Here is a 23,142-nt window from a genome sequence, read left to right as displayed (position 1 = left end):
TGTCAGGCCAGTTTGCCCAGCAGCAGGTACTCCATCAGGGCCTTCTGCAGGTAAATGGTGTTCTGGCTATGGCCCGCAGCCTGCGGCTGCTTCACGTCCGCTGCGCGGACGTGAGCCTGCGCCGAAACAGGTTGCTGGCGCTGGCGCGCCACCGCATTGCATTTCATGCAATACGGCCGAGCAGAAGGTACTCCATGAGTGCCTTCTGCACGTGCATCCTGTTTTCCGCCTCATCCCATACCACCGACTGCGGCCCGTCGATCACGTCGGCCTCGACCTCTTCGCCCCGGTGTGCGGGCAGGCAGTGCATGAAGAGGGCGTCGGGTTGGGCCGCAGCCATCATTTCGGTGTCCACGCACCAGTCGGCAAAGGCCTTCTTGCGCGCTTCGTTCTCGGCTTCGTAGCCCATGCTGGTCCACACATCGGTGGTGACCAGATCGGCACCCCGGCAGGCCTCCATGGGGTTGCTAAAGAATTGATAGCTGTCAGCGCTGATTCCATGGGCGCCAGCGGCCAATTTCTCGTCCACTTCGTAGCCGCGTGGCGTGCTCACATGCACCTTGAAGCCCAGCAGCGACGCGGCCTGCAGCCAGGTGTTGGCCATGTTGTTGCCATCGCCCACCCAGGCCACCGTCTTGCCCTGGATAGAGCCACGGTGCTCGATGTAGGTGAAGATGTCCGCCAGGATCTGGCAGGGGTGGTATTCGTTGGTCAGGCCGTTGATCACGGGCACGCGCGAGTTGGCGGCAAAACGCTCGATCTTGCTTTGCTCGTAGGTGCGGATCATCACCAGGTCGGTCATGCGGCTGATGACCTTAGCGCTGTCCTCGATGGGCTCGGCGCGGCCCAGCTGGCTGTCGCCCGTGGTCAGGTGCACCACACTGCCGCCGAGCTGGTACATGCCCGCCTCAAAGCTCACGCGCGTACGGGTGCTGGCCTTCTCGAAGATCATGGCCAGCGTGCGGTCCACCAGCGGGTGGTGCTTTTCGTAGGCCTTGAACTTCTTCTTGATGAGCGCGGCGCGCTCGAACAGGTAGGCGTACTCGTCGGCGGTGAGGTCGGTGAACTGCAGGTAATGTTTCAGCGTCGTCATGGCAGTGGGACTATTCTTCATTCAGCCAGGATGGCTTTGACCAGCGGGGTCAGCTTGGCGACGATTTCGTCGGCTTCGGTGGCGGTGAGGATCAGCGGGGGCACTAGGCGGATCACGCTGTCGGCTGTCACTGACAGCAGCAGGCCTGCCTCGGCCGCGCGGCCAATCAGCGCGCCGCAGGGCTTGTTCAGCTCGATGCCCAGCATCAGGCCCTGGCCCCGGATCTCCTTCACACCGGGCAGGCTGCCCAGCTCGCGCTGCAGTGCCGCCTTGAGGTGCTCACCCACCGTGGTGGCATTTTGCAGCAGGCCGTCTTCTTCCATGATGCGAATGGTTTCGACCCCGGCGCGCATGGCCAGCGGGTTGCCGCCAAAGGTGGTGCCGTGGTTGCCGGGCTGCAGCACATTGGCGGCCTTGGGGCCCGCCACCACCGCGCCAATCGGCACACCCGACCCCAGGCCCTTGGCCAGCGGCATCACGTCGGGCACGATGCCGGCCCACTGGTGGGCAAACCACTTGCCGGTGCGGCCCATGCCGCACTGCACTTCATCGATCATCATCAGCCAGCCGCGCTCGTCGCACAGCTTGCGCAACTGCTGCAGGTATTCCACGCGCATGGGGTTGATGCCGCCTTCGCCCTGGATGGTCTCGAAGAACACGGCCACCACGTTAGGGTTGCCTTCGGTGGCCTTCTTGATGGCTTCAATGTCGTTGAGCGGCACGCGGATGAAGCCCTCGACCAGCGGGCCGAAGCCGCTGTAGATCTTGGGGTTGCCGGTGGCCGACATAGTGGCAATCGAGCGGCCGTGGAAGGCCTTTTCGTAGACCACGATCTCGGGCTTGGCGATGCCCTTGTCCACGCCGAACTTGCGTGCAATCTTCAGGGCCGCCTCATTGGCCTCCAGGCCCGAGTTGCAGAAGAAGACGTTCTGCATGCCCGACAGCTCCACCAGCTTGGCGGCCAACTGCTCCTGCAGGGGCGAGTGGTAGTAGTTGGAGGTGTGGATCAGCTTGGTGATCTGGTCCTGCAGCGCGGGCACCAGCTTGGCGTGGTTGTGGCCCAGCGTGTTCACGGCAATGCCGCCCAGCCCGTCCAGGTATTCCTTGCCATTCACGTCCCACACGCGGCTGCCTTGTCCACGGGCCAGCGCGATCGGTACGCGGCCATAGGTGTTCATCACGTGGGGCGAAGCTGCCTCAATGAAAGCGGTCATGCGGAAATCTCCAGACGGTGCAGTGGCGAAAAAACGAGTCACGATTCTAGGGGGAGCAGGGCGACGGTCTGTTGACGATTGCGCATCACTGCAATGCACCTTGCTAGCCGACTTTGGCCCGCTTGGTGGAGCCTGGCATAGGGATTAGAGGGGTAGCTCTTATATAAGAGTTAGAATGTCGCGCTGCGGTGCAGCATGCAGTGATCCTGCGTCTGAACCCTCACTACCACTCCAATCCCCGATGGTTTCCCCCTCCTCCAAAGAAGTCTTCATCCAGGGCATCACCCACGACGGGAAAACCTTTCGTCCCAGCGACTGGGCCGAGCGGCTGGCCGGGGTGATGAGCAGCTTTCGACCCGGTGGAGCCCGGCCGGGCAGCCACTTGAGCTACTCGCCCTGGTGCATTCCCACCACGCTCAATGGCGTGAAATGTGTGGTGGTGCACCGCGACCTGCAGGGGCACGAACCCATGGCCTGGGACTTCGTGATCAATTTCGCCCGCGACAACAACCTGCAGGTGGCCGAGGCCTGCCTGCTGCCCGACGTTCCCCCGCTTCCAAAGCCCTGAGCGCGTGTGGACCGGAGCGCCGACGGTAGTTAGCGCGGTCCTGGCACCCCTCAATAGCGCACGTTGAGCGCAACGATGCCAAGGAACGCGGCCACCGCTGGTTCCATGCCGGGCAAGTCGATCACAAGTTCCCGTTTGAAGGTGATGGCCGACCTCTCCCGGATGCACCCCAGCGGTTGTCCGGTGGACGTGCGGGTGACGGGGAAATATTTTGTGAGCCAGCCGGAGGACGTTCCGACCTCGATGTCCGCTGGCTGCGCCGTCACGATGCGCGGCAGTCGCGGACCGGCGCTTTGGCCCAGAACGTCTGCCTGGGCGTGGATGGATTCGTCGGTGGTTTCGAGCGTGTAGCGGATATCGCTGACGTACCCCCACTTCAGGTAGCAATGCCGCATCCTCCAGGCTTGGCCGTGCAAGGTCATCTGAATGTCGCCCTTGGCGGCATCTTCGGCGCTGAAGACGCGCAGCCGGGCATTTTTGGCCTGCGCAAACCACGCGTAGTGGAATCCGCCCACCACCAGGCTTTCGGTGTCATCCAGAAACTCGTAGGCGAAACCATCCAACGCTGATTTCTGACGCAGGATCATGGGGCCTCGTGGAGTGGGGGGTATTGCCGGGCAATGTAGCCGGTTGCTATGTGGACGCCCACAACGAAAAAACCGCCCGAAGGCGGTTTGTTCGTTTTTTTGCTGGCAGCGCACCCGTTACAAACGGCGAACGGCCGGTGCCGTTCGGGCTGTTTGCCTGCCGGGGCAGGCGATGAATTGATTAAGCGGCTGCGGGTGCCAGGGCTTTCACCTTGGCAGACAGACGGCTCTTGTCGCGAGCAGCCTTGTTCTTGTGGAAGATGCCCTTGTCAGCCACGGTGTCCACCACGGCTTGCATCTTGGCGAACAGTTCGGTCGCCTTGGTTTTGTCGCCAGCCAGAACAGCCTTTTCGACGTTCTTGACAGCGGTACGGTATTTGGAACGCAGCGAGGTGTTTGCAGCGTTGATCTTGACGTCCTGACGGACGCGCTTGCGGCCCGACGCCAGGCGCGGGTTCTTCTTCTTGGGTTTTGCGGATGCCATTGTTTAGTTCCTTGGGTCTGTGGATGATGCCAGCAAAGCCTGCGATTATAGCCCAGAGCCTTTCGTTGCGCCACTGCGACAACGCTTCACGCCCACTTCACCCACTTCCTGTTGGCCTCACGCGCACTGTTCACAGTGGGTGATCCACTCCCTCATGAAGGATCATCCCTTGAAGCTTCTGCCGCCTACTGGGTCTGCCCTGCCCGCTGAAAGTGTGCGCCTGCAAGCGCATACACTCCCGCCGGTGTCACTGTTCAAAGCCGCCTCCACCGTTTCCCTGTTGACCCTCGTCTCCCGCATCACGGGGCTGGTGCGCGAGTTGCTCATGGCCTCCGTCTTCGGGGTCAGTGCCATGACGGACGCTTTCAACGTGGCGTTCCGCATTCCCAACCTGTTCCGCCGCGTGCTGGGCGAGGGCGCCTTCAGCCAGGCCTTTGTGCCGGTGCTGGCCGCCACCCGGGCCGAGGAGGGCGACGACGGCGCCAAGGCGCTGATCGACCACGTAGGCACCTTGCTCGCCTGGACGCTGCTGCTGCTGTGCATCGCCGGTGTGCTGGGCGCGCCCTGGATGGTGTGGGCCATGGCCAGCGGCATGAAACAGTCCCCCCAGGGTTTTGATGCCGCCGTCACGATGACGCGCTGGATGTTCCCCTACATCGGCTTCATGTCGCTGGTCGCGCTGGCGGGGGGCATTCTCAATACCTGGAAGAAGTTTGCGGTGCCCGCCGCGTCGCCGGTGCTGCTCAACATGGCCCTCATCCTGTCCATCACGCTGGGCGCTCCCTTGTTTGCACGCCACGGCATCGAGCCCATCTATGCCCAGGCAGCGGGCGTGATGCTGGGCGGTCTGCTGCAACTGGGCATTCAGGTGCCTGCGCTGCTGCGCCTGGGGTTGCTGCCGCGCATTGGCGTGCGCTGGGCGGCCATCCGTGCGGCCTGGGCCGACCCCACCACCCGCAAGGTGGCGCGCCTGATGCTGCCCGCCTTGCTGGGGGTCAGCGTGGCGCAGGTCTCGCTGCTCATCAATACGCAGATTGCCTCGCACCTGGCCACGGGCAGCGTGAGCTGGATCACCTACGCCGACCGCTTGATGGAGCTACCCACCGCGCTGCTGGGTGTGGCGTTGGGCGTGGTGCTGATGCCGCAGCTGGCCAGCGCCCGAGCCAAGCAAGACGACGAACGCTATTCGGCCATGCTCGACTGGGGGCTGCGGCTGGTGGTGGTGCTGTCGGTGCCCTGCATGGTGGCGTTGCTGGTGTTTGCCAAGCCGCTGGTGGCTGTGCTGTACCACTACGGCGCCTTTGCCGACCGGGATGTGCAGCAGACCACGCTTGCGCTGGCGGGCTACGGGGTGGGCATTGTGGGCATCGTGGCCATCAAGGTGCTGGCGCCGGGCTACTTTGCCAAGCACGACATGCGCACCCCCATGCTGATTGCGGTGGCGGTGCTGGTGTTCACGCAGATGATGAACCTGGTGCTGGTGCCCTATTTGCAGCATGCCGCGCTGACGCTGTCCATCGGCGTGGGGGCGGTCATCAATGCCACCTGGCTGCTGGTGGGGCTGCTGCGGCGTGGCAGCTACCGGCCGCTGCCGGGCTGGGGGCGGTTTGCCCTGCAGGTGGTGGCTGCCAGCGCCTTGCTGGCCGTGCTGCTGGCTTGGGGTGCGCAGCATTTCGACTGGGTGGAAATGAAAGCGCAGCGCCTCCAGCGCATCGGCCTGCTGGCCGCGATGATGGTGGCCGCTGCGGTGCTGTACTTTGGCGCCCTGTGGGCCGCCGGCCTGAAGCTGCGCCAGTTGCTGCGCCGCTGAGCGGCAGCGGCCCGCCCGGCGCCCGAAATACCCTGCAAAGCCCGTGCTTCTGTGGCTTGACGCCATGGCAGCGGCCCCTTACAAAGCTGCCATGTCCCTGAGCCTTTCCGTGCCCACCTCGCTGGAGTACTTTGCATCGCTGGTGCAAAGCGACGACCACTTTCCCTTGCTCGAAGCGGCCGCCAGCCTTGCGCAGGATGAGTACCCAGAGTTCGACATGCAGCAACTGCTGGGCGATGTGGATCAGCTGCAGGCCCGCATCAAGCGCCGCCTGCCTGCCGATGCCCCCGCACTGCAAAGGCTGCGCACGCTCAACCAATTCTTTTTTGCCGACCTGGGTTTTGGCGGCAACATCAACAACTACTACGACCCCGAAAACAGCTACCTGAACGCCGTGCTGCGCACGCGCCGGGGCATTCCCATCAGCCTGGCCGTGCTGTGGATGGAGCTGGCGCAGGGGCTGGGCCTGCATGCACGGGGCATTGCGTTCCCGGGGCACTTCATGGTCAAGGTGCTGCTGCCCAAGGGCCAGGTGGTCCTGGACCCGATCTCGGGCCAGTCACTCAGCCGCGAGGAGCTGGCCGAGCGGCTGGAGCCCTACAAGCGCCGCAATGGTCTGGTGGACGACTACGACGTACCGCTCGGCCTTTATCTGCAGGCCGCCACACCGCGCGACATCATTGCGCGCATGCTGCGCAACCTCAAGGAGGTGCACCGCACCCAGCAGGACTGGCAACGGCTGGTCGCCGTGCTGGACCGGTTGATCGTGTTGTTGCCCGAGGCCTGGGGCGAGCGCCGCGACCGGGGGCTGGCGCACGCCGAGCGTGGCAACACAGCCGAGGCCGTGGCCGACCTGGCGGCCTATCTGGCCCACAGCGAAGATGGGCTGGATCTCGACCTCATCGCCGACCGGCTGAGCGCGCTGCGCAACGCCAACGGCTGATGTCCGGCGCCTGACTCAAAAATAGTTCTAGAACGGCGTGCTGTCTGCAGGCAGCGCTGCCTGCAGCTGCGCCACCTGGCGGCGCAGCTCGGTGTTCTCCGCCGTCAGTTCCGCCACACGGATGCGCAGTGTGTGCAACTCGTCGCTGGCTGGAACGGAGTCCGTGGGGGTGTCTGCCGGGCTACCTTCTGCCGGAGCCTCCTCGCGCGGCTTGCGCTTGTTGAGTTCGCGCACGCGTTTGGCCGCCTGCTTGAGTTCGTCCTTGCCGGCCACGGCCGCTGCCACCTGTTCCTCGGCGGGTAGGGTGGCCACAGCGGCTGCTGCGTTGATGGAGATGGTGCCGGACTTCACAGCGGCCACCAGCTCGGGGGCCGCCTGTTTCTGGATCTTTTCGATCATCACCACCTGGCTGCTGCTCAGCCGCGCAGCCTTGGCAATGGCCTCGCGGCTGCTCAAAGGGTCGGGGGCGGGCAGGGTGGCTGCGGCTTCGGGCACGTCAGCCGCGGGGGTGGCTTCGGCGGTCTCTGTGGAGGTGGCTGCGCGGGCCTTGCGCTCGGCCATGATCTCGCGCTTGCGCAGCGCCAGCACGCCGCGCTGGAAATCCGACACGCTACGGCGGCCCAGGTGCTGGTCGATCATCCACAGGTGCACGTCTTCCATCGACTGAAAGCGCGGGTTCTGCACGGTCTGGAAAGGCAGGCCATGTTTCTGGCAGATGCCGTAGCGGTTGTGCCCGTCCACCAGCACATCGCCCCACAGCACCAGGGCGTCGCGGCAGCCTTCGGTGAGGATGCTGCGTTCCAGCGCGTCGTGTTCGTCGGGGGTCAAGGGTTCGATGTAGGCTTTGAGTTCTTCGTTGACGACGATGTTCATGGTGGCAGGGGGTCCGGGGAGCTGGGCAAGGGGCGGCATTGTAGTGGGGCTTGCCACCGGGCCTGTCGGGCGATCACACCTGCCGCACGGTCCCACCTACTGATCGCGCGTGCCCCGAAGGGCCAGCCAGCCCGCAACCGCCGTGAAAGCCGCCACCACGGCCACGATGATCCAGAAGCCGTGGCCGTTGTCGGCCAGCGGCACCCCGCCCACGTTCATCCCAAACAGGCCGGCCAGAATGTTGATGGGCAAGGCCAGCACGGTCACCACTGTCAGCACGAACAGGCTGCGGCTGTTGGCCTCCTGCACGCTGGCGGCGATTTCTTCCTGCAGCAGCTTGATGCGCTCCTGCAGGCCCTGCATGTCGCGCAGCACCACCGAAAACTCCTCGGTCGAATCGCGCAGCTCCTGTGCATCGTCGGCGCCCATCCACGCGGGCGGGTGCTGCAGCAGGCGAAACAGTGCCGCCGGCTCGGGCGCCAGCAGCCGCTGCAGGCGCACCAGCAAGCGTCGCAGCACACCCAGCCGCGCGCGCTTGTGGTCCAGGCGCCCGGCCAGCAGTGCGTCTTCTACATCGTCGATGCGTTGTGTCACGCCCCGCACGATGTCCACCAGGCCCGAGGCTTGGGTGCGCATCAGCTCGGCCAGCAGCGCCACGCTGGAGCAGGGGGCATTGCCGGTGCGCACGGCAGTGCGCAACACGTCCACCGACCGCAGCGGGCGCGTGCGGCCGGTCACCATCAGGTGCGGCGCCACGCTGGTCCACAGGGTCGCAATGTCCGAAGGCTCGACCGCAAAATCAAAGTGTGCGTCGTTGAGCACGGCAATCAGCGTGTCGTCGTCGCGCTCGATGCGGGTCGAGACCGAGCGGTCCTTGAGCGCATCAAAAAAGGCTTCCGGCAGATGGGCGTGCCGCTCCATCCAGCGCACCGCCTGCGCGTGGCTCAGGTTGAAGTGCAGCCACAGAAACTGCCCTGACGGCGCGGCGCCTGCCTGAAGGTCGGCCAGCCATTGCGCGGCCTGGGCCGAATCCACCTCCTGCGGCGGGGTGTCGGTACCCAGCAGGTAGCCGCAGATCAGCCCGGCGGCATCTCCGCCGTAGTTCAGGCTGGCGTTGGGGGCGAGGGAATGGGACAAAGCGGCGGGGTGGTCTGCGGGCGGCACGGCCTCGCATGCTGGCCTCTGGGTATGACAGCGTTGTGACGGATCACGCCAGTGTCACGGCGTTGTCACCGCAGCGGTCCACCATCGCGCATCTGTTTTGCACTACCGCCGGATGGTTGCCCATGTTCCACAACAACGCCCTCGACACACAGGAGCTGATGCAACGCATCGCCAACGACCTCATTGACAGCTACGACGAAGAGATTGAGCTGGAGATCGAAGACCGCGAGGTCGATGACATCGGCGCCCCCAGCCCCGGCGACAAGCTGGCGCGCCAGCAGTACTTCAAGGACCTTTTCCGCCTGCAGGGCGAGTTGGTCAAGCTGCAGGACTGGGTGCAGCACAGCCGCCAGAAGGTGGTGATCCTGTTCGAGGGGCGCGATGCGGCGGGCAAAGGGGGCGTCATCAAGCGCATCACGCAGCGCCTGAACCCCCGTGTGGCCCGGGTGGCGGCACTGCCCGCACCCAACGATCGAGAGCGCACGCAGTGGTACTTCCAGCGCTATGTAGCGCATCTGCCTGCGGCGGGCGAGATGGTGCTGTTTGACCGCAGCTGGTACAACCGCGCGGGCGTCGAGCGGGTGATGGGCTTTTGCACCGACGACGAATACGAAGAGTTCTTCCGTACCGTGCCCGAGTTTGAAAAGATGCTGGTGCGTTCGGGCATCACGCTCGTCAAATACTGGTTCTCCATCACCGATGAAGAGCAGCACCTGCGCTTTCTGGGCCGTATTCACGACCCGCTCAAGCAGTGGAAGCTCAGCCCCATGGATCTGGAAAGCCGCGTGCGCTGGGAGGCCTACACCAAGGCCAAGGAAACGATGCTGGAGCGCACCCACATCCCTGAAGCCCCCTGGTGGGTTGTGCAGGCGGTGGACAAGAAAAAGGCGCGCCTGAACTGCATTGCGCACCTGCTGTCTCAGCTGCCCTACCAGGAGGTGCCACACCCGCCCGTGGTGCTGCCCGACCGCGTGCGCAACCCCGAGTATTTGCGCCAGCCCGTGCCTGCCAGCATGTACGTGCCGGAGATCTACTAAGACATCTGGCGCGCGCCCTGCGGGGCCGAGTGAGGCTACGCGTCCTTCAGCAGTGCAATGGTGGCGATCACATCCCGCACCTTGAAGGGCTTGATCAGCACCCGTCGCACCTGCAGGGCCTTCATTTTCACGGCGGTGGATGCGTCCACCTGTGTGGTGGTCACCGCCACCGGCACATCGGCGCTGACGGCCAGGGCGTCGTTGCGCACCTGCTCCAGCAGGGCGACAGCCTCTTGCTCTTGCTCGTCCAGCGAGACGATCACGCCCGCATAGCTCTCATGGCTCAGCCGTTGCTGGGCCATGCGTACGCTGTTCACCTGCCGCACCACGGGCAGGTTCAACTGGCGGGCCGTGGCCACAATGATGCTGCCGGTCAGCGAGCTGGGTTCGATCAGCAGGATGTCCTGGGGGCTGTGGTCGCTCATGGGGCCGGGGCTCTCTGTTCGCGCCGGACCAGCTCTTCCACTGCCAGGTCGCGCAGCGAGCCCAGGATGGCCAGATCGATGTCGTCCAGGGTGCGTGGTTTGTTATCGATCAGGCACAGCGTGCCCACGTTCTGCCCGCCCGGCAGCTTGAGCGGGGCGCCGGCATAGAACTGGATGTGGGGCTCGCCCGTCACCAGCGGGTTGTCGATGAAGCGCTCGTCCTGGTTCACATCGGGCACCACCATGATGTCGTCCTGCAGGATGGCGTGGCCGCAGAACGAGATGCCCCGCGAGGTCTCGCACTGGTCCATGCCCACGCGGGACTTGAACCACTGGCGGTCGTCGTCGATGAGCGAAAGCAGCGCCGTGGGCACGTCGAACTCCTGCGCCGCAAAGGCCGTCAGGCGGTCAAACCGCTCTTCGGGCGGCGTGTCCAGAATCAGTAGCTGGCGCAGCGCCTGCAGGCGGTCGGGCTCGTTGGCGGGGCGGGGTGGTTCTTGCATGGTGGCGACCCGGCGGGTGGTGCGGCAAAGGGCTTGATTATCGGCGGGTGCTGGGTCGCGTGCGTCGCGCGGCACCACGCCGGGCGGGCCCCTCAGTGGCTGCGCGCACTGCCCTGTGATGGCGTGCCGCCGCGCCCGAACTGGTGCCAGGCCCGGCGCAGCTGCGTGTCGGAGCTGAACCCCGCCATCAGCGCCGCCTGCGTCACGTTCTGGCCGGACCGCAGCGCGGCCTCGGCCGTGGCCAGGCGGATGCGGCGCAGGTATTGCAGCGGGGCGATGCCCGCATGCTCCAGAAACAGCCGTGTGAGGTGCCTTGGCGAGGTGTGTGCCACCTCGGCCATTTGCGGCACGCTCCAGTCGGCCTGGGGCTGCTGGCCCACGGCGTCCTGCACGCGGTGCAGGGCCGGGTGCAGGTGGTTGCGGTGGTGCAGAAAGGGCGAGAACTCGGGGTCGTTGGGACCCCGGCGCAGGGCCACCACCATGGCCTGTGCCACCTGGGCCGCCAGTGCGGGGCCGCAGGTGTCGGAGATGCGGTGCAGCAGCAGGTCGATGCCCGTTGTCACGCCCGCGCTGCTGTACACGGCGCCGTCGGCCACAAACACGCGGTTGGCCACCACGTCGCAGCGCGGGTCCACGGCGGCCAGCTCGTCCAGATGCTGGTGGTGGGTGGTGGCGCGGCGCCCCGTGAGCAGGCCGGCATGGGCGGCCAGCACCGAGCCCGCGCACACGGTGATCAGCTCCAGCTGCCCCGCCACGGGCCGCAGCCCGCGCAGCCAGTGCAGCAGCGCGCGGGCCTCGTCGCCGTCCACCGAGATGTGTTGCCCGGCCAGGCCCACCAGCACCACCCAGGCGGGGCTGGGCAAGTTGGCAGGCAGCGGCTCCAGCTGGGTCAGCACGGCACCTACCGACGAGACGGACTCGGGCGTGGGGCTCACAAAGTGCTGCACAAACCGCTCGGGCTGGCCTTGCTTGGCCAGAGTCTGGTTGGCAATGCGCAGCGCTTCGGCCGGGCCCGCCCAGTCCAGCACCAGGCTGCCCGGCAGCAGGGCGAAATAGACGTGGATGGGGGACGAGGCCGGGTTCTGCATCGATGGCTTTGGGTCAGGCTAAAAGCGTGTCAGGGCTGGGGGTTCCAGGGCGTGTCCATCTGGCGGGCCGTGCGCTCGGACAGCGCCGCGCTCAGCAGCCGGGTGACCAGGTGCAGGCTCATGTCGATGCCGGCGCTGATGCCGGCCGAGGTCACCAGCGCGCCCCGGTCCACCCAGCGCACATTCTCCTGCACGTCGAGCGTGGGGTACTGCGTGCGCAGGTCGGCGGTGTCCTCCCAGTGGGTGGTGGCCGGGCCTTCGGTCAGCACACCGGCTGCGGCCAGGATGAAGGCCCCTGTGCACACCGAGGCCGTGATCTGCGCACGGCCTGCCGCCTGGGCGACCCAGGCGCGGGTGGCAGGGCAGGCCGCAGCGGCATCGACCACGCCGCCGGGCACGATCAGCACATCGGGCACGGTGGCGCTGGCAAAGTCCGCATCGGGCAACACGCGCAAACCCGCCCGGGCGCGCACCGGGTCCAGGCTGCGGGCCACGCACTGCACCACAAACGGTGCAGGCGCGCCGGGATGTTGCCGCTGGTGCATGCGGCTGGCAGTGGTGAAGACCTCATAGGGCCCGCCCAGGTCCAGGGCCTCCACGTCGTCGAACACCAGGATGGCGACCTGCAATGGCTGGGTGCTCACTGTTGTACCTTCGGCTTCGCCTGCGGTGCGAGCTTGCTTGGGGCGGCCCGGCGCGGCGCTCATGCGGCCGCCCGGTCCAGCGCCTGTTGCACGGTGCACAGGGTCGCAAAGCGGCCTTGCAGCACGGTGGCGGTGCGGGTCTTGATGTCGGCCGCCGCCAGCACCTGGCCGTCGGGCTGCAGCATGTCCCAGGTCAGCGTGGCATCGGTCACGTAGTCCACGTCCCAGCCCAGGTCGGACGCGTGGCGGGTGGTGGTTTCGCAGCATTGTTCGGTGCGGATGCCGCTGATGATGAGGCGCTGAATGCCATGGCGCGTGAGCCACACATCCAGCCCCGTGCCCACCAGCGCGCTGTGGCGCGACTTGGTGAAGGTGGCCGCCGCCTCGAAAGGCGCCAGGCCATCGAGCGCACGCACCTGGCCGGAGGCCTGCGAGAACGGGTTCTCGGCCACTTCGGGGCCGTCGCTGTGGAACACGCGCAGCACCGGGATGCCCTGGGCGACGCAACCGGCGATCAGCGCGTTCTGCGCCTGCAGGTAGGCGGGCAGGTCGCGTTCGGTGAAGAAGGGGCGGTGGCGGAAGGATTCCTGGACATCAATCACTATCAGACAGGTTTTCATGGAAGGCTCGCAGAGGCAGTGGTTGGGATGCGCTTATCTTCCGTGCGCAGCGAGCCGACGTCCGAACCGCCGAGGACAGGATTCGATCAATTTCAGCCATCAGCAATTTGCTGGCGAAGTGGCCTGGCTGTCGCCGCTTGCCGGGTGGGGTGGCCTGGGTTGCCGCTGGAGGGTGGTTTAAGAAAAAAACAGCCTCAAGCGCTAGTGAATTATGCCCTGATAGCTATAAAAAAAGTAGCAATTCGCCAGGCATGGCAAGAAGCTGTTAAGGTGCCTAGGGTTTTCCCTGTGTTTTGAACATCGCCCGCACGCCCTCCTGCCTATGCCCCGCCGTTCCCGCCTGTTTTCCCTGTCGTCCCTGGCACGGGCCTACCAGCGCAATCTCAAGGCCTTTGCACGTGCGGCAGGGGCGGCCAGCAAGCCCGTGCGGGTCAAAGCGGTGTCAAAGCTGCGCGCTGCACCGCGCAAAAGTACGGTGGCCCCAGGGCCGTCCACCGCCCGTACGCCGCGCGCGGCCACCAAGCCGGTGTCGCTGCGGGGCGAGTGGATCTCTGGCGTGGCCCCGGGCCCGGCAGGGGCGCGGCGGTTCCATGCCTACGTGCCCACCGGGCTGGCCCTGCACCCGGACGAAAAGCTTCCGCTGCTGGTCATGCTGCACGGCTGCGGCCAGACGGGGCGGGACATTGCCGCCGTCTCGCGCATGAACCGGCTGGCAGCGCGCCATCGGTTTGTGGTGCTGTACCCCGAGCAGGAGCGCGTGGCCAACGCCCAGGGCTGCTGGAACTGGTTTGAGCGCCGCAACGGCCGTGCCGAGGCTGAAGCCGCCACGCTGCTGGCCGCCGTGGACAAGGTGGCGCGCCGCCTGCCGGTGGACCTGGCGCGGGTGGCTGTGGCCGGGTTGTCGGCGGGCGCCAGCATGGCGGTGCTGATGGCGGCGCTGTTCCCCCACCGGTTCTGCGCCGTGGCCATGCATTCCGGCGTGGCGCCCGGTACGGCCGAATCGGCGGCCACCGCCCTAGCGGCCATGCATGGCCGCCGCGAAGCCCATCTGCCCGACCTTCCTGCGTCTACCGCTGCAGCCACCCCGGCGCTGCCGGTCGGCGCCCCTGCGGTCTTGCCTCCGCTGCTGATCGTGCACGGCGACGCTGATGGAGTGGTGTCGGTGCGCAACGCGGCAGCCACCGCGCAGCTGTGGGCCGGTGCGCTGGGTGCGCGGGCGGGGGCTGTGCGTACCTTGCAGCGGGGCCAGCGCTACCCCATGCGGGTGACCGAGTTCAAAGCCCGGGGCCGCACCGTGGTGGCGCTGCGCGAGGTGGTCGGGCTGGCGCATGCCTGGAGTGGAGGCGCTGCCCAGCGGCCCTACAGCGACCCGGCCGGGCCGGATGCGTCAGCGCTCATCTGGGCCTTTGTGGCCCGGCAATTCGGAAAATAAGCAAGAAAATGGCCGCAAGCGCTAGTGCGTATTGCGCTGGCTGCTATCAAAAAATGACTGATACAGCCCAGGGCTGCCTCCTGGGCACGGTGAGCAACCCCGGGGTCACACCAGCCGTGCGGCCACCAGTTCCTTCTTGAGGTAGGCGTAGAACAGCGGCGCCGCCACCAGCCCCGCAGGGCCAAACACGGCCTCCGCCACGAACATCACACTCAGAAGCTCCCACACACCCATCTGGGTGCGGCGGCCCACCACCTTGGCGTTAATCACATATTCGGCCTTGTGGATCAGGATCAAAAAACCCAGGCAGGCGGCGGCTGCGAGCGGTGACACCGACAGCCCCACGATGGTGATCACCACGTTGCACACCAGATTGCCCACGATGGGCACCAGCCCGGCCACGAAGGTGAAGGTGATCAGCACCGGCGTGTAGGGCAGTTGCAGCCCCCAGATGGGCAGCACAAACAGCAGGAACAGGGCGGTGAGCAGGGTGTTGAACGCCGCGATCCAGAACTGGGCGGCCACGATCTGGCGGAATGCCTCGCCGAACAGCGTGATGCGCAGCTTGAGCTGCTGGGCCAGCGGGCCGCGCGCCAGCACCGGCGGGCGCACCGCAGCCAGCGCGCCAATGAGCAGGCCCACGTAGGCAAACAGCACACCGGCCAGCCAAGCCCGCCCCGCCATGGCCAGCGCCCCGGCCTTGGCGCCCAGGTAGCTGGCAATGATACGCTGGATGTCGGCCACACCCTCGGGCAGGTGGGCGGCCATGTCGGCGGGGAGCTTCAGGCGCAGCTCCAGCACCGTGCGGGCCATGTAGGTGAGCAGTTCTTGGTACTGCTGCGGTGCACTGACCAGGTAGCCGCGCGAATGGGTCAGGCCCAGTGCCAGCAGGGCCAGCGGCAGAAGCATCACCAGGCCTGCAGCGGTGACCTGTGCCACGCGCAGGCTGGTGGCGGACGGTGTGGCCTGGCGCTGAACGCGGCCCAGCCCTGCGGCAAACCAGCCCGTGAGCGCGCGGGTGAGCAAAAAGCCCAGGCACACGCACAGCAGCCCGGGCAGCAGGCCACGCCACATCACCAGCAGCAGTACAGCGGCCACCAGCAGGTAGCTGGCCACCACGATGCCCTGGTTCAGGGCGCGCGGGGGCAGGGTGGTGGGCGTGGGCTCAGTCGGCGCTGAGGGGGCGGGGGCTGGAGCGGGGCGCTGCGCCATGCGCGGTGAGGGGGCAGTGTTCCAGGCTGGGTATCAGGCCACCACCACGGCGGCGCCTTCGCCACGTGCTGCAATCGTGCCGATCGCGTAGACCTGCTCGCCGGCCGCACGCAGTGTGGCGGCCGTGGCTTCGGCGTGGGCCGCATCCACCACCACCACCATGCCGATGCCGTTGTTGAAGGTGCGGTTCATCTCGATGTCGTCGATGCCCGCCGTCTTCTGCAGCCATGCGAACAGCTCGGTCTGGGGCCAGCTGCCCTTCTTCAGGTGGGCGGCGGTACCGTCGGGAAGCACGCGGGGAATGTTTTCGAGCAGGCCGCCGCCGGTGATGTGGGCCAGGGCCTTGATGGGGTGGGTGGCCAGCGCGGCCAGCACGTTCTTCACATACAGGCGGGTGGGTTCCATGATGGCCTGCTTGAACGGCTTGCCGTCCAGCGTGGCGGGCACGGTGCCAGCGGCTTCGGCACGGTCAATGCACTTGCGCACCAGCGAAAAACCATTGGAGTGCACGCCAGCCGAGGCCAGGCCCAGCACCACGTCGCCGGGCTTCACGTCCTTGCCGGTCAGGATCTTGGATTTTTCGACCGCGCCTACGGCAAAGCCGGCCAGGTCGTATTCGCCCGCAGGGTACATGCCGGGCATTTCAGCGGTTTCGCCGCCGATCAGCGCGCAACCGGAGAGTTCACAGCCCTTGGCAATGCCGCCGACCACGGCGGCGGCCGTGTCCACGTCCAGCTTGCCGCAGGCAAAGTAGTCCAGGAAGAACAGGGGCTCGGCGCCCTGCACCAGCACGTCATTCACGCTCATGGCCACCAGGTCGATGCCCACGGTGTCGTGCATGTTCCATTCGAACGCCAGCTTGAGCTTGGTGCCCACGCCATCGGTGCCGGAGACCAGCACGGGCTCCTGGTACCGCTTGGGCACCTCAAACAGTGCGCCAAAGCCGCCGATGCCCGCCAGCACGCCTTCGCGCATGGTCTTCTTGGCCAGCGGCTTGATGCGCTCGACCAGGGCGTCGCCCGCGTCGATGTCAACGCCGGCGTCTTTGTAGGAGATGGGGGTGGAGGGGGCAGAAGAGCTCATGGATGGTGTGGTGCTGGTAGGCCCGCCGGGCGGGCTGGAATCCGGGGATTTTAAGGGGCACGCCTCGGCGCTCTCACTCAGCCCTGTGTGGCAGGGGGCTTTGGGGTGCGACCGTGCCAGGTAGATTGCATCAGCACGCCGGCCAGCGCCAGCGTGGCAAACAGCATTCCGGCGCCAAACGTGGCGCTGGCGCCCAGCCGGTCCCACAGCAGGCCTGCCAGGCCGCTGGCCACCAGCAGCGCCACGCCGCTGACCAGGTTGAACATGCCAAACGCCGTGCCCCGCAGGTCGGCGGGCGCGGTGTCGGCCACCATGGTGGCCAGCAGCCCTTGCGTCATGGCCATGTGCAGGCCCCACAGCGCAATGCCCAGCCAGGCGGCGGCGCCCCGGTCGCTGAAGGCCAGCAGCGCATCGGCCGCGATCAGCACCACCAGCCCCCAGGCCAGCAGCGTGGTGTGGCGGGTGCTGTCTGCCAGTTTGCCCAGCGGATAGGCACCCAGCGCAAACACCACGTTCATCAGCACTAGCACCAGGGGCGTCCAAGCCAGCGGCAGGCCGCCCTGCTGCACGCGCAGCACCAGAAACGCCTCGCTGAAGCGGGCCAGTGTGAACACGGCGCCCAGCGCCACCACCCACCAGTAGGAGCCACCCAGGCGGCGCAGGTTCTCGCGGCGGATGGGGTTGTTGCGCATGGTGCTGGCGGCGCGCTCGGGCTCTTGCACGCCCACCAGCAGCAGGGCCACACACAGGGCCGCCGGAATCACCGCCACCCAGAACACGGCGCGGAAGTCATTGGCCCACAGCAGCATCAGCCCCATGGCCAGCAGCGGGCCCAAAAAGGCGCCCGCGGTGTCCAGCGACTGCCGCAGCCCGAACGCCGCGCCCCGCATGCCGGGCGGCGCCAGGTCGGCCACCAGTGCATCGCGCGGCGCGCCGCGGATGCCCTTGCCCACGCGGTCGATGAGGCGCGCGGTGACCACCCAGCCCACGGTGGGCGCGATGGCAAACAGCGGCTTGGACAGCGCCCCGAGTCCATAGCCCAGCACCGCCAGCGGCTTGCGCCGCCCCCACCAGTCGCTCAGTACACCCGAGAAAACTTTCAGAACCAGCGCCGTGGCCTCGGCGGCCCCCTCGATGAGGCCCACGGCCAACATGCTGACCCCCAGCGAGGTGACCAGGAATACGGGCAGCAGGCTGTGGATCATCTCGGACGACACGTCCATCAGCAGACTGACGAAGCCCAGTGCCCAGATGCTCGCGGGCAGGCGCTTGGCGGGGGAGGCGGGAGCTGTCATGGTGCAAGGCAGGCGAGGGTGGGGCCGAGCGGCGGCTGGCAGCAGACTAAAATCGCGGCCATTGTCGCCCAGCCCCTGCCAGGGAGCCGGTCGGTGACCACGCGCCGTACGCCACTTTGTCGCCGCGCCTGGCCGGAGTCATCGACGGCCCGGTGCCTTCCCACCCACTTGTGATGCCGCTGCTGACCCTCTTCCTGACCGCCGTTTCCGCACCTTCTGCCACGGTTCAGCCTGCGCTGTGCGGGTGCCGCGCATGACGATGAAGCAACTGGCGCTGGACATCGGCCTGGCCACCGGGCCGACCCTGGAGCGGTTTTTTGCCGGGCCCAACGAGGCCGCGCTGCAGCACCTGCGCCTGGCCGCCGGGGCGGGCAGCAGCGAAACCACGCGGTCGCCGGTGCCCACCTACCTGTGGGGCGAACCGGGCAGCGGCAAGACCCATTTGCTGCAGGCCGTGCGCCAGGCCCTGCGCGAGCAGGGCTCCAGCGTGGGCTGGCTGGACCCCACGGTGGGCGAGCCGCCAGACTTTGACGAGCGCTGGGCCGCCGTTGTCATGGACGACGTGCATCTGTACGACACCGCCCAGCAGGCCACCGCCTTCAACTGGTTTGTCAACGCCATCAGCCCCGCCAGCGGCAGCCAGCGCTGGGTGCTGGCGGCGGGCGACCTGCCCCCCGCCGATCTGCCGCTGCGCGACGACCTGCGCAGCCGCCTGGGCTGGGGCCATGTGTTCCAGCTGCAACTGCTGGGCGAGGCCGAGCGCCGCGCCGTGCTGCGCCAGGAGGCCGACGCCCGCGGCGTGTTCCTGGGCGACGAAGTCATGGACTACATGCTTAACCGCTTTTCGCGCGACCTGGGCAGCCTGATGCAATTGCTGGACCAGCTCGACGCGTTTGCCCTGCGCACCCAGCGCGCCATCACGATTCCGCTGCTCAAGACGATGCTCGAATCGGAATGAAGCAGCGCACCTCTTTTTGCCCTTTGTGACACTGAATGACTACTGAATCTCGCCGCCTGCGGCTTGCGCTGTTTGACCTGGACCACACGCTGCTGCCGCTCGACTCCGATTACGAGTGGGGCGAGTTCACCATCCGCATCGGCTGGAACGACCCGGTGGAGTTCGCGCGCCGCAACGACGAGTTCTATGCCCACTACCAGGCTGGCACGCTCGACGTGCACGACTACGTGCGCTTTGCCACCGAGGCCGTGCGCCTGCGCGGGCCTGAGGCCGCAGCAGCGGCGCACCAGCAGTTCATGCGCGAGGTCATCACCCCCGCCATCAAGCCCCAGGCGCTCGACCTGATCCGCCAGCACCAGGCGGCGGGTGACGAGGTGCTGATCGTCACCGCCACCAACGAGTTCGTGACCACCCCCATCGCCCAGGCCCTGGGCGTGCCGCAGCTCCTGGCCGTGCAGCTGGTGCGTGATGCCAGCGGCTGGTACACCGGCGAGATCGACGGCATCCCCACCATGCGCGAAGGCAAGGTGCGCCGCATGGAACAATGGCTGGCCGAGCGGCAGCTCAGCTGGGCCGACGTGGAGAGCACGTTCTACAGCGACTCCATGAATGACGTGCCCCTGCTGGAGAAGGTGAACCACCCGGTCGCCACCAACCCCGACCCGCGCCTGCGCGCCCTGGCCCAGCAGCGCGGCTGGCGCATACTGGACCTGTTTTCGGCACCCTCCGGCGAGCCCGCCAGCCAGACGGCCTCCTGACCCCTGCGCGCGCAGCCCCCTGATACCTCCCTACCCATGATCAAGAAGTTCATCGACAAACTGCTGGGCAAATCGACGCCCGGCACCGCGGGCGGCAAGCCCCATTTCGGCAAGCGCGAAGAGGTGCCTGCCAGCGTGCATGGCATCAACCCCGAACTGGTGGACCGCCGCGCGGCCGAGGTGGTGCAGACGCTCAAGGACGCGGGCTTCGAGGCTTACATCGTGGGTGGTGCCGTGCGCGACCTGCTGCTGGGCCTGCGCCCCAAGGACTTCGATGTGGCCACCAATGCCACACCCGAGCAGGTCAAGGGACTGTTCCGCCGCGCCTTCATCATCGGCAAGCGCTTTCGCATCGTGCACGTGGTGCATGGCCGGGGCCGCGAGCACGAGGTGATCGAGGTCTCCACCTTCCGCGCCTACCTCGACAACAGCGCCGCAGGCCAGGTCAGCGGCAACGAAAAGACCTCCAAAGCGCAACTGGCGGGCATGCAGCACGCCGTGGACGCCAGCGGCCGCGTGCTGCGCGACAACGTCTGGGGCCCGCAGGACGAAGACGCCACGCGCCGCGACTTCACCGTCAACGCCATGTACTACGACCCTGTGAGCCAGATCGTGGTGGACTACCACAAGGGCATCCAGGACGCGAAGAAGAAGACGCTGCGCATGATTGGCGACCCCGCCACGCGCTACCGCGAAGACCCGGTGCGCATCATCCGCGCCGTGCGTTTTGCCGCCAAGCTCAGCCCGCTGGGCTTCACCATCGACGCCAAGTCGGCCGCGCCCCTGGTGCAGTCGCAGGCCCTGCTGGCCGAGGTGCCCCAAAGCCGCATGTTTGACGAAATGCTCAAGCTGCTGCAAACCGGCCACGCCATCGCCACCATCGAGCAGCTCAAGAAGCTGGGCATGGCCAAGGGCATCTATCCGCTGCTGGACGTGGCCGTGGAGCGCGCTGACACCCCGTTTGTCAAAGCCGCTTTGGTCGACACCGACCGCCGCGTGAACGAAGGCAAGCCCGTGGCTCCCAGCTTCTTGTTGGCCTGCGTGCTGTGGGAAGACGTGCGCAACGGTTGGCAGGAGCGCCTGAACCAGCGCCAGCACCCGCTGCCCGCTTTGCAAGAGGCCATCGACGAAGTGTTCGACAAGCGCATCGGCGACGTGTCCGGCCGGGGCAAGCTGGCCGCCGACATGCGCGAGATCTGGGTCATGCAGCCGCGCTTTGAAAAGCGCGTGGGCAACACGCCGTTCGGCATGGTCATGCAGCCGCGTTTCCGTGCCGGGTTCGACTTCATGCGCCTGCGTGCCGATGTGGGCGAGGTCGAGGAAGCACTGGCCGAGTGGTGGCAGGACTTCCAGGCGGCCGACGATGAGCGCCGCGACGACCTGATGGACCAGGCCAAGGAAGAACAGCGGGCCCGCCAGAAGGCGCAGCAGCCAGTCGTCAAGCGCGTGCCTCGCAATGCACCCGTGGCGGCCCAGCGTGCTGCGAGCCCTGCAGGGGATGCGGAGGTTTCAGAAGAGGGCACGGAGTTTGCCACCGAAGGCAGCGCCCCCAAAAAGCGCCGCCGCCGTCGCCGCAAACCCGGTGGTGGGGCGGGCGGTGGTGAAGGCGCTGCGCCTGCCGCTGCAGGCGAGTGAGTGATTCAGTGAGTCTGCGGGACGTGGGCGCACAGCCCACCCTGGTCTACGTCGGCCTGGGCGCCAACCTGGGCGAGCGCGAAGCCGCCCTGCGCAAGGCCCTGGCTACCCTGGGCCAATACCCAGGCACCCGCGTGCTGCGGGTGTCGCCGCTCTATGGCAGCGCACCCGTGGATGCCGGTGGGCCTGACTACCTGAACGCCGTGGCCGAAGTGGCCACCACCCTTACCCCCGAGGCCCTGCTGCAGGCGCTGCAGGCCATCGAACAGTCCGCCGGGCGCGAGCGCCCCTACCGCAATGCACCCCGCACGCTGGACCTGGACATCCTGTGGTTTGGCGACCAGGTGATCGACACCCCCACCCTCACCGTGCCCCACCCCCGCATGGCCGAACGCGCGTTTGTGCTGCGCCCCCTGGCTGACTTGGTGCCTGAGCGCGTGGCCGCAGAAGCCCTGCAGGCGGTGATCACGCAGAGCATCTACCCGCTGGCCGACGGGCGCTGGGCCGAGGGTGTGGTGGGTGGTGCTTGCTCCTGAATCAGGAGCTGCTTGCGCTTGATGGACGGGCGCAAGAGGCCAAAAAGCTCAAAAACCTGCTTGCCCTGCGCCGGGTTTACCCATACCGGGTGATGCGGGTGAGATGCCCCACACCAGCGCTACCGTGGAACCGGCTCCGCCGGGCCACGGGTCGCGTCTCCCTGGTTGGAAGACGCGCAGCGGCTCAGGGGGTCAATCCACCTTCGCGCCCGACGCCTTCACCACCTGCTGGTACTTGGCGCGTTCGCTGGCCATGAAGCTGTCGAACTGCTGCGGCGTGGTGGCCACGGGTTCGGCCAGCAGGGCGGCAAAACGGGTCTTGGTCTCGGGCGCATTCAGCGCTGCCACGAAAGCCTTGTTCAGCTTGTCGATGATGGGCTTGGGAGTGGCCGCAGGCGCCACCAGGCCCCACCAGGTGTCGATGGAGAAGCCCTTGAACGTGGCGGACAGGGGCGGCACCCCCGGCAGCGAGGTCGAGGCGTCGAGCGACGTCACGGCCAGGGCCTTCAGCTTGCCCGCGCGGATATTGGGTGCAGCGGCGGCCAGGTTGTCGATGTTGAAGTCCACCTCGCCCGCCAGCAGCGCCAGCTGGGCCGGGTTAGCGCCCCGGTAGGGGATGTGCAGGGCATAGATGCCGGCGCGCTGTTTGAACATTTCGCCTGCCAGGTGCCCCGCGCTGCCGTTGCCGCCGCTGCCGTAGTTGAGCTTGGCGGGGTTGGCCTTGGCGTAGGCAATCAGGTCGGCCACGGTGTGGATCTTGAGCTGCTCGGCCTTGGCAGCGTTCATGACCAGCACGTTGGGCACACGCACCATCTGTGTGATACCGGCAAAGTCCTTGCCCGCGTCATACGGCATGCGCGCATACAGCCAGGGGTTGACTGCATGGGTGGCGGTGGCGGCTATGCCGATGGTCAGGCCATCGGGTGCGGCCTTGGCAATGGCGTCGGCGCCGATGTTGCCGCCTGCGCCGCCCTTGTTGTCGATGATCACCGTGCCCAGCGAATCGCGGACGCGTTCGGCCAGCGCACGGGCCGTCACGTCAATGGGGCCGCCGGGTGCGTAGGGCACGATCAGGCGGATGGGCTGGCCCGTGTCCTGCGCCGAAGCGATGGCGGGAGAAAACACCGTTGCGGCGGCAACGGCGCTGGCGAGGAGGATGTTTCTGCGGTTCATGGGTGCC

25 protein-coding genes are annotated in these 23,142 nt (G+C 66.9%); 9 read left to right on the top strand and 16 right to left on the bottom strand.

All coding sequences use genetic code 11. The features are described 5' to 3' along the window. Positions 1-2: 2 nt before the first annotated feature. Genes ACT531_RS19375 through ACT531_RS19365 form a run of 3 tightly spaced genes read right to left on the bottom strand, consistent with a single transcriptional unit; the run spans position 3 to position 2,307 of the window. On the bottom strand, positions 3-167 hold the full coding sequence (locus tag ACT531_RS19375; RefSeq protein WP_165836507.1) for a hypothetical protein: 165 nt from the start codon (positions 165-167) through the stop codon (positions 3-5). Beyond that, positions 164-1,093 (bottom strand): ornithine carbamoyltransferase, encoded by a 930-nt coding sequence (gene argF, locus ACT531_RS19370; protein ID WP_116747751.1) that lies wholly within the window; start codon positions 1,091-1,093, stop codon positions 164-166. Before argF ends, ACT531_RS19375 begins: the two co-directional genes overlap by 4 nt. 17 nt (positions 1,094-1,110) lie before the next feature. After that, a complete protein-coding gene (locus tag ACT531_RS19365) occupies positions 1,111-2,307 on the bottom strand; it encodes an acetylornithine/succinylornithine family transaminase (RefSeq protein ID WP_476018473.1) in 1,197 nt (398 codons plus the stop codon). 241 nt (positions 2,308-2,548) lie between these two features. Here ACT531_RS19365 and ACT531_RS19360 point away from each other — a divergent pair, with 241 nt between their 5' ends. After that, complete coding sequence (locus ACT531_RS19360; protein WP_015015387.1) at positions 2,549-2,875, top strand: DUF3579 domain-containing protein; 327 nt, start codon at positions 2,549-2,551, stop codon at positions 2,873-2,875. Between the two features lie 50 nt (positions 2,876-2,925). On the opposite strand, the gene ACT531_RS19355 is transcribed toward ACT531_RS19360, so the two are convergent. Both ACT531_RS19355 and rpsT read right to left on the bottom strand, forming a co-directional pair. Beyond that, positions 2,926-3,462 (bottom strand): hypothetical protein, encoded by a 537-nt coding sequence (locus tag ACT531_RS19355; protein WP_476018472.1) that lies wholly within the window; start codon positions 3,460-3,462, stop codon positions 2,926-2,928. A gap of 181 nt (positions 3,463-3,643) precedes the next feature. Continuing rightward, entirely contained in the window at positions 3,644-3,946 is a 303-nt protein-coding gene (gene rpsT, locus ACT531_RS19350) for a 30S ribosomal protein S20 (RefSeq protein WP_015015385.1), read from the bottom strand. A gap of 244 nt (positions 3,947-4,190) precedes the next feature. Between rpsT and murJ the strand changes: the two genes are divergently transcribed. After that, positions 4,191-5,756, top strand: coding sequence for a murein biosynthesis integral membrane protein MurJ (gene murJ / locus ACT531_RS19345; protein ID WP_476018471.1), 1,566 nt, complete (start codon positions 4,191-4,193; stop codon positions 5,754-5,756). Positions 5,757-5,847: 91 nt separating this feature from the next. Beyond that, positions 5,848-6,699 carry a SirB1 family protein gene (locus ACT531_RS19340; protein WP_476018470.1) on the top strand — a complete coding sequence of 284 codons (852 nt, stop codon included), beginning with the start codon at positions 5,848-5,850 and terminating at the stop codon, positions 6,697-6,699. Between the two features lie 27 nt (positions 6,700-6,726). Here the strand turns inward: ACT531_RS19340 and ACT531_RS19335 are convergent, their stop codons facing one another. Continuing rightward, positions 6,727-7,572, bottom strand: coding sequence for a ParB N-terminal domain-containing protein (locus ACT531_RS19335; RefSeq protein WP_476018469.1), 846 nt, complete (start codon positions 7,570-7,572; stop codon positions 6,727-6,729). Positions 7,573-7,668: 96 nt separating this feature from the next. Further along, on the bottom strand, positions 7,669-8,709 hold the full coding sequence (locus ACT531_RS19330) for a transporter (RefSeq protein ID WP_476018468.1): 1,041 nt from the start codon (positions 8,707-8,709) through the stop codon (positions 7,669-7,671). A 149-nt stretch (positions 8,710-8,858) separates the two neighbouring features. Between ACT531_RS19330 and ppk2 the strand changes: the two genes are divergently transcribed. Then, positions 8,859-9,773 carry a polyphosphate kinase 2 gene (gene ppk2 / locus ACT531_RS19325; RefSeq protein ID WP_060985813.1) on the top strand — a complete coding sequence of 305 codons (915 nt, stop codon included), beginning with the start codon at positions 8,859-8,861 and terminating at the stop codon, positions 9,771-9,773. A gap of 35 nt (positions 9,774-9,808) precedes the next feature. Here the strand turns inward: ppk2 and ACT531_RS19320 are convergent, their stop codons facing one another. The 5 genes from ACT531_RS19320 to ACT531_RS19300 all read right to left on the bottom strand — a co-directional run bounded on the left by ACT531_RS19320 (position 9,809) and on the right by ACT531_RS19300 (position 13,053). Then, positions 9,809-10,198 carry a histidine kinase gene (locus ACT531_RS19320; RefSeq protein WP_476018467.1) on the bottom strand — a complete coding sequence of 130 codons (390 nt, stop codon included), beginning with the start codon at positions 10,196-10,198 and terminating at the stop codon, positions 9,809-9,811. Next, on the bottom strand, positions 10,195-10,701 hold the full coding sequence (locus ACT531_RS19315) for a GAF domain-containing protein (RefSeq protein WP_476018466.1): 507 nt from the start codon (positions 10,699-10,701) through the stop codon (positions 10,195-10,197). Before ACT531_RS19315 ends, ACT531_RS19320 begins: the two co-directional genes overlap by 4 nt. Before the next feature lie 92 nt (positions 10,702-10,793). Next, positions 10,794-11,789: a GlxA family transcriptional regulator gene (locus ACT531_RS19310; protein WP_476018465.1), complete on the bottom strand. Its 996-nt coding sequence runs from the start codon at positions 11,787-11,789 to the stop codon at positions 10,794-10,796. Between the two features lie 29 nt (positions 11,790-11,818). After that, a complete protein-coding gene (locus ACT531_RS19305; protein ID WP_476018497.1) occupies positions 11,819-12,433 on the bottom strand; it encodes a DJ-1/PfpI family protein in 615 nt (204 codons plus the stop codon). A 59-nt stretch (positions 12,434-12,492) separates the two neighbouring features. Next, a complete protein-coding gene (locus ACT531_RS19300; protein WP_476018464.1) occupies positions 12,493-13,053 on the bottom strand; it encodes an isochorismatase family protein in 561 nt (186 codons plus the stop codon). Positions 13,054-13,375: 322 nt separating this feature from the next. Between ACT531_RS19300 and ACT531_RS19295 the strand changes: the two genes are divergently transcribed. Continuing rightward, a complete protein-coding gene (locus ACT531_RS19295) occupies positions 13,376-14,485 on the top strand; it encodes an extracellular catalytic domain type 1 short-chain-length polyhydroxyalkanoate depolymerase (RefSeq protein ID WP_476018463.1) in 1,110 nt (369 codons plus the stop codon). Positions 14,486-14,590: 105 nt separating this feature from the next. Here ACT531_RS19295 and ACT531_RS19290 read toward each other — a convergent pair whose 3' ends face one another. The 3 genes from ACT531_RS19290 to ACT531_RS19280 all read right to left on the bottom strand — a co-directional run bounded on the left by ACT531_RS19290 (position 14,591) and on the right by ACT531_RS19280 (position 18,075). Continuing rightward, positions 14,591-15,697, bottom strand: a complete 1,107-nt coding sequence (locus ACT531_RS19290; RefSeq protein WP_476018462.1) for an AI-2E family transporter — start codon at positions 15,695-15,697, stop codon at positions 14,591-14,593. Between the two features lie 33 nt (positions 15,698-15,730). Continuing rightward, positions 15,731-16,780 (bottom strand): phosphoribosylformylglycinamidine cyclo-ligase, encoded by a 1,050-nt coding sequence (gene purM, locus ACT531_RS19285; RefSeq protein ID WP_476018461.1) that lies wholly within the window; start codon positions 16,778-16,780, stop codon positions 15,731-15,733. A 77-nt stretch (positions 16,781-16,857) separates the two neighbouring features. After that, positions 16,858-18,075 carry an MFS transporter gene (locus ACT531_RS19280; RefSeq protein WP_476018460.1) on the bottom strand — a complete coding sequence of 406 codons (1,218 nt, stop codon included), beginning with the start codon at positions 18,073-18,075 and terminating at the stop codon, positions 16,858-16,860. Positions 18,076-18,334: 259 nt separating this feature from the next. On the opposite strand from ACT531_RS19280, the gene hda reads away from it, so the two are divergent. From hda to folK, 4 genes are read left to right on the top strand one after another with little or no spacing between them, the layout of a single operon-like run. Then, positions 18,335-19,033 carry a DnaA regulatory inactivator Hda gene (gene hda / locus ACT531_RS19275; RefSeq protein WP_015015370.1) on the top strand — a complete coding sequence of 233 codons (699 nt, stop codon included), beginning with the start codon at positions 18,335-18,337 and terminating at the stop codon, positions 19,031-19,033. Positions 19,034-19,068: 35 nt separating this feature from the next. Beyond that, positions 19,069-19,791, top strand: a complete 723-nt coding sequence (locus ACT531_RS19270; RefSeq protein ID WP_060983925.1) for a histidinol-phosphatase — start codon at positions 19,069-19,071, stop codon at positions 19,789-19,791. Between the two features lie 36 nt (positions 19,792-19,827). Then, a complete protein-coding gene (gene pcnB, locus ACT531_RS19265) occupies positions 19,828-21,426 on the top strand; it encodes a polynucleotide adenylyltransferase PcnB (protein ID WP_295942429.1) in 1,599 nt (532 codons plus the stop codon). 8 nt (positions 21,427-21,434) lie between these two features. Beyond that, on the top strand, positions 21,435-21,962 hold the full coding sequence (gene folK / locus ACT531_RS19260) for a 2-amino-4-hydroxy-6-hydroxymethyldihydropteridine diphosphokinase (RefSeq protein WP_295942431.1): 528 nt from the start codon (positions 21,435-21,437) through the stop codon (positions 21,960-21,962). A gap of 192 nt (positions 21,963-22,154) precedes the next feature. On the opposite strand, the gene ACT531_RS19255 is transcribed toward folK, so the two are convergent. Then, the gene (locus ACT531_RS19255) at positions 22,155-23,135 is read right to left on the bottom strand and encodes a Bug family tripartite tricarboxylate transporter substrate binding protein (protein ID WP_476018459.1); all 981 of its coding nucleotides are present in this window, start codon (positions 23,133-23,135) and stop codon (positions 22,155-22,157) included. Positions 23,136-23,142 lie beyond the last annotated feature (7 nt).

Source organism: Acidovorax sp. DMC1, from assembly GCF_056314325.1.
This window is presented reverse-complemented; position numbering and strand designations above follow the sequence as displayed.

What these genes read in the sequence shown, in the direction of transcription:
- ACT531_RS19375 (WP_165836507.1), bottom strand. Translation starts at nt 167, where the DNA reads ATGAAATGCAATGCGGTGGCGCGCCAGCGCCAGCAACCTGTTTCGGCG.
- argF (WP_116747751.1), bottom strand. Translation starts at nt 1,093, where the DNA reads ATGACGACGCTGAAACATTACCTGCAGTTCACCGACCTCACCGCCGAC.
- ACT531_RS19365 (WP_476018473.1), bottom strand. Translation starts at nt 2,307, where the DNA reads ATGACCGCTTTCATTGAGGCAGCTTCGCCCCACGTGATGAACACCTAT.
- ACT531_RS19360 (WP_015015387.1), top strand. Translation starts at nt 2,549, where the DNA reads ATGGTTTCCCCCTCCTCCAAAGAAGTCTTCATCCAGGGCATCACCCAC.
- ACT531_RS19355 (WP_476018472.1), bottom strand. Translation starts at nt 3,462, where the DNA reads ATGATCCTGCGTCAGAAATCAGCGTTGGATGGTTTCGCCTACGAGTTT.
- rpsT (WP_015015385.1), bottom strand. Translation starts at nt 3,946, where the DNA reads ATGGCATCCGCAAAACCCAAGAAGAAGAACCCGCGCCTGGCGTCGGGC.
- ACT531_RS19340 (WP_476018470.1), top strand. Translation starts at nt 5,848, where the DNA reads ATGTCCCTGAGCCTTTCCGTGCCCACCTCGCTGGAGTACTTTGCATCG.
- ACT531_RS19335 (WP_476018469.1), bottom strand. Translation starts at nt 7,572, where the DNA reads ATGAACATCGTCGTCAACGAAGAACTCAAAGCCTACATCGAACCCTTG.
- ppk2 (WP_060985813.1), top strand. Translation starts at nt 8,859, where the DNA reads ATGTTCCACAACAACGCCCTCGACACACAGGAGCTGATGCAACGCATC.
- ACT531_RS19320 (WP_476018467.1), bottom strand. Translation starts at nt 10,198, where the DNA reads ATGAGCGACCACAGCCCCCAGGACATCCTGCTGATCGAACCCAGCTCG.
- ACT531_RS19315 (WP_476018466.1), bottom strand. Translation starts at nt 10,701, where the DNA reads ATGCAAGAACCACCCCGCCCCGCCAACGAGCCCGACCGCCTGCAGGCG.
- ACT531_RS19310 (WP_476018465.1), bottom strand. Translation starts at nt 11,789, where the DNA reads ATGCAGAACCCGGCCTCGTCCCCCATCCACGTCTATTTCGCCCTGCTG.
- ACT531_RS19300 (WP_476018464.1), bottom strand. Translation starts at nt 13,053, where the DNA reads ATGAAAACCTGTCTGATAGTGATTGATGTCCAGGAATCCTTCCGCCAC.
- ACT531_RS19295 (WP_476018463.1), top strand. Translation starts at nt 13,376, where the DNA reads ATGCCCCGCCGTTCCCGCCTGTTTTCCCTGTCGTCCCTGGCACGGGCC.
- ACT531_RS19290 (WP_476018462.1), bottom strand. Translation starts at nt 15,697, where the DNA reads ATGGCGCAGCGCCCCGCTCCAGCCCCCGCCCCCTCAGCGCCGACTGAG.
- purM (WP_476018461.1), bottom strand. Translation starts at nt 16,780, where the DNA reads ATGAGCTCTTCTGCCCCCTCCACCCCCATCTCCTACAAAGACGCCGGC.
- ACT531_RS19280 (WP_476018460.1), bottom strand. Translation starts at nt 18,075, where the DNA reads ATGACAGCTCCCGCCTCCCCCGCCAAGCGCCTGCCCGCGAGCATCTGG.
- hda (WP_015015370.1), top strand. Translation starts at nt 18,335, where the DNA reads ATGAAGCAACTGGCGCTGGACATCGGCCTGGCCACCGGGCCGACCCTG.
- ACT531_RS19270 (WP_060983925.1), top strand. Translation starts at nt 19,069, where the DNA reads ATGACTACTGAATCTCGCCGCCTGCGGCTTGCGCTGTTTGACCTGGAC.
- pcnB (WP_295942429.1), top strand. Translation starts at nt 19,828, where the DNA reads ATGATCAAGAAGTTCATCGACAAACTGCTGGGCAAATCGACGCCCGGC.
- ACT531_RS19255 (WP_476018459.1), bottom strand. Translation starts at nt 23,135, where the DNA reads ATGAACCGCAGAAACATCCTCCTCGCCAGCGCCGTTGCCGCCGCAACG.